At 64.2% G+C, this 3,302-nt stretch carries 3 protein-coding genes; all 3 read left to right on the top strand.

What is annotated here, in order from left to right:
* Positions 1-222 precede the first annotated feature (222 nt).
* On the top strand, positions 223-1,029 hold the full coding sequence (locus RCI06_RS14320) for an epoxyqueuosine reductase (RefSeq protein ID WP_306576432.1): 807 nt from the start codon (positions 223-225) through the stop codon (positions 1,027-1,029).
* 105 nt (positions 1,030-1,134) lie between these two features.
* Complete coding sequence (locus RCI06_RS14315) at positions 1,135-2,193, top strand: peptidoglycan bridge formation glycyltransferase FemA/FemB family protein (protein WP_306576431.1); 1,059 nt, start codon at positions 1,135-1,137, stop codon at positions 2,191-2,193.
* Positions 2,190-3,302 (top strand): aminotransferase class I/II-fold pyridoxal phosphate-dependent enzyme (locus tag RCI06_RS14310; RefSeq protein ID WP_306576430.1); only part of this gene is annotated, 1,113 nt, incomplete at its 3' end. The genes RCI06_RS14315 and RCI06_RS14310, both read left to right, overlap by 4 nt.

Raw genomic sequence — 3,302 nt, 5'->3', positions numbered from 1 at the left:
CCGACAAACTCTGCCGCTTGATGAGCGGTATGCCTAAGGACCGCCGTCGGCCGACTACCGACAAGCTCCGCCGCTCGATGAGCGGTATGCCTAAGGACCGCCGTCGGCCGACTACCGACAAACTCTGCCGCTTGATGAGCGGTATGCCTAAGGACCGCTGTCGGTCATCTACCGACAAACTCCGCCGCTCACTGAGCGGCATACCCAAGGGAGGCCCCGCCAATGGATCAGCTGATAAAGTGCATGGAATCCCATGGCATGGACCAGTGGGGCGTCTGCCGGTTTGAGGATGCGCTGCCGCTTTTGGAGGTGCGCGCAAAACGCCGCCTGCCCGAGAGGGCAAAAAGCATCATAGTTATACTATTTGGATATTACATCGGAGAGTATCCCAATAGAAATATATCGCGCTACGCGCTTATGGATGATTACCATACGGTTATCCGGGCAACGCTGGAGGAGCTGGCAAAGGAACTGCAAAATATGTATAACGGAGATGTGTTTATACCATTTGTAGATAGCTCGCCGGTGGCGGAAGTGCGCGCCGCCAGCCTCGCGGGGCTGGGGGATATCGGCATGAACGGCCAGCTGTTGAATGAAACCTACGGAAGTTATTGCTTTATCGGCGAAATCGTCACGACGGCGGATTTTCCGGCCGCGGGGCGTAAAGCAAACCCCCTTTGCACCCACTGCGGCCGGTGCGCCGCGGCCTGCCCGACGGGCGCGCTGTCCCAGGAGGGCTTCAACCGGGAAAAATGCCGCTCCCATATCACCCAGAAAAAGGGGGAGCTGACCGAATGGGAGCGGGAACAGATCCGGGCGGGCGGCTTCGTGTGGGGGTGCGACCGGTGCACCGACGCCTGCCCGGTCAACCGGAACGCGCGGAGAAGCCCTGTCGCGGCGTTTCAACGGGATATCGCGCCGGTCGTCGGGGAAGATAATCTTGGAAAACTCTGCGAGAGCAAGGCTTACGGCTGGCGCGGGGAAACGGTGCTGCGGCGCAACCTGCGGATTCTGCGTGGGGAGGAATGACGGCGCCGGGAAAATATGCTATAATAAGCGCGGATATTTGCGCCGGCGTCCGGCCTGAGCGGACGCCAACAAGACAGAGGCCCGTGGGGGCCGTGGAAGGGACCGATGGAAGTGGAGATTTTAACGCCCGAACAGTATGGGGAGATGGAGGAATTCGTCTCGCGCCATCCGCAGGGGGGCTTTACCCAGAGCGTCAACTGGCAGAAGGTCAAGAACAACTGGGGGTATGAGGCGGTCGTCTCGCGCGGGGAGGACGGAGAGATCAAGGGCGCCGTATCGGTGCTCATCCAGAAGATCCCGCTTGTTGGGACCGCGTTTTTATATGCGCCGCGCGGGCCGGTCTGCGACCTGCACGACAAGGAGGTGCTCGCCGATTTGAAGGCGGGCGTAGACGTGCTGGCGAAGAAATATAACGCCCATACCTTTAAGATGGACCCCGATGTGCTGATGAGCGACACCGATTTTTTGGCGATCGCGAAGAGCATGGGCTTTACGCAGCAGTACGGCCCCGACGGGTTCGAGGGCATCCAGGCCCGGTTCAACTACCGGCTCTATCTCATGGGGCGCACCGAGGAGGAGCTGCTCGCGAACCTGACGCAGGGCACCCGCCGCAAGGTGCGCATCGCCATGCGCAACGGGGTGGAGGTGCGCCCGGTGGGGCCGGAATACCTCGACGAGTTTGTGCGCATCATGCGGGTGACAGGGGAGCGGGACGGCTTCAACGTGCGCCCGAAGGCGTATTTCGAGCGGATGCTCGAGGCGCTCGGCGAGCATGTGCGGCTCTATATGGGATTTTATGAGAACGCGCCCGTCTGCGGCGCCATCACCACCAATTACGCGGGCAAATGCTGCTATGTCTACGGCGCGTCCGACAACGTCCACCGCGACGTGATGCCCAATTATCTCATGCAGTGGGAAATGATCAAATGGGCGGTGAAAACGGGCTGCGAGGTCTACGACTTCCAGGGGGTCTCGGGGAATCTGGAGGAGGGAAGCCACATGTACGGGCTCTACCAGTTCAAACGCGGCTTCAACGGCCGGCTTGACGAGCTGGCCGGGGAGTTCGACTACGTGTACCGTCCGGTCAAGGCGCGGATGGTCGACCAGGCGATCGCGCTGAACGGCGCGCTCGGACACCTCAAGAGGAAACTGAAGCACGAATGAAAACGCCGCTGCATGACGCCGTAAGGGATTACATCGAAAAGGACATGTCCCGTTTCCACATGCCCGGGCACAAGGGCGCGGGGACGGACGAATTTGCCGCGCTGCTGCCCTGGGACATCACCGAGGTGGAGGGCGCGGACAGCCTCTACCACGCGGAGGGGCCGCTTTTGGCGCTCGAGGAGCAGTTCGCGCGCCTCTACGGGACCCGGAGGACGCTGCTCTGTGCGGGCGGCGCGACGCTGTGCATCCAGACGATGCTCGCGCTCGCCTGCGGGACGGGCGCCGCCGTGGTCATGGGCCGCAACCTCCACCGCGCCGCGATCAACGCGGCGGCACTGCTCGATCTCACCCCCGTGTGGGTCTACCCCGAACGGGACGCGGGGGCGTGGTTCACCGGACGGTATTCCCCGGCCGCGGTCGCCGCCGCGCTCGACGGGCATCCGGAGGCGAAGGCGGTCTATCTCACCTCGCCCGACTATTTCGGCGTGCTCAGCGATCTTTCGGGGATTGCGGAGGTCTGCCGCGCCCACGGGGTGCCGCTGCTCGTCGACAACGCGCACGGCGCGCACCTCAAATTCCTGCCGGAACGGTACGGGAAGCCCCATCCCGCCGACTGCGGGGCGGCGCTCTGCTGCGACAGCCTGCACAAGACGATGCCCGCCATGACGGGCGGCGCGCTGCTGCACATCTGCGACGAGCGGTACGCCCCGGACGCCAAGCGCCTGATGTCGATGTTCGGCTCGACCAGCCCGAGCTACCCGATCCTGCTCTCCTGCGAGCGGGCCGCCGCCTACGCCGGGGAGGGCGCGGCCGAAGGCTTTGAGCGCGTCTCGCGCGCCTTCGACCGCGCGCGGCTGCTCGCGCTCCAAAAGGGGTTCGCGCTCCCGCAGGGGGCGGCCGACCCCGCCAAGCTTTCGCTCGGCTTTGCCGCGCGCGGCATGGACGCGGCGGGATTCGGCGCGTGGCTGCGCGGGTTTTCCATCGAGCCGGAATATATCGGCGGCGCGGCGGGCGTCTTGATGGCCACGGGCTTCAACCGCGCCGAGGATTTCACGCGGCTGGAAACCGCCCTGGGGGCGCTCCCGCCCTCCAGCGCGTCCGCCCCCGCC

The organism is Anaerotruncus massiliensis (ex Togo et al. 2026) (assembly GCF_030825285.1).
Lineage (GTDB): Bacteria > Bacillota > Clostridia > Oscillospirales > Ruminococcaceae > Anaerotruncus > Anaerotruncus massiliensis.
The sequence above is the reverse complement of the archived record's forward strand: the minus strand, read 5'-3'. Positions and strand labels throughout refer to the sequence as shown.

Excerpts from the sequence above, each read along its gene's own strand:
- RCI06_RS14315 (WP_306576431.1), top strand. The coding sequence starts at position 1,135 with ATGGAAGTGGAGATTTTAACGCCCGAACAGTATGGGGAGATGGAGGAA.
- RCI06_RS14320 (WP_306576432.1), top strand. The coding sequence starts at position 223 with ATGGATCAGCTGATAAAGTGCATGGAATCCCATGGCATGGACCAGTGG.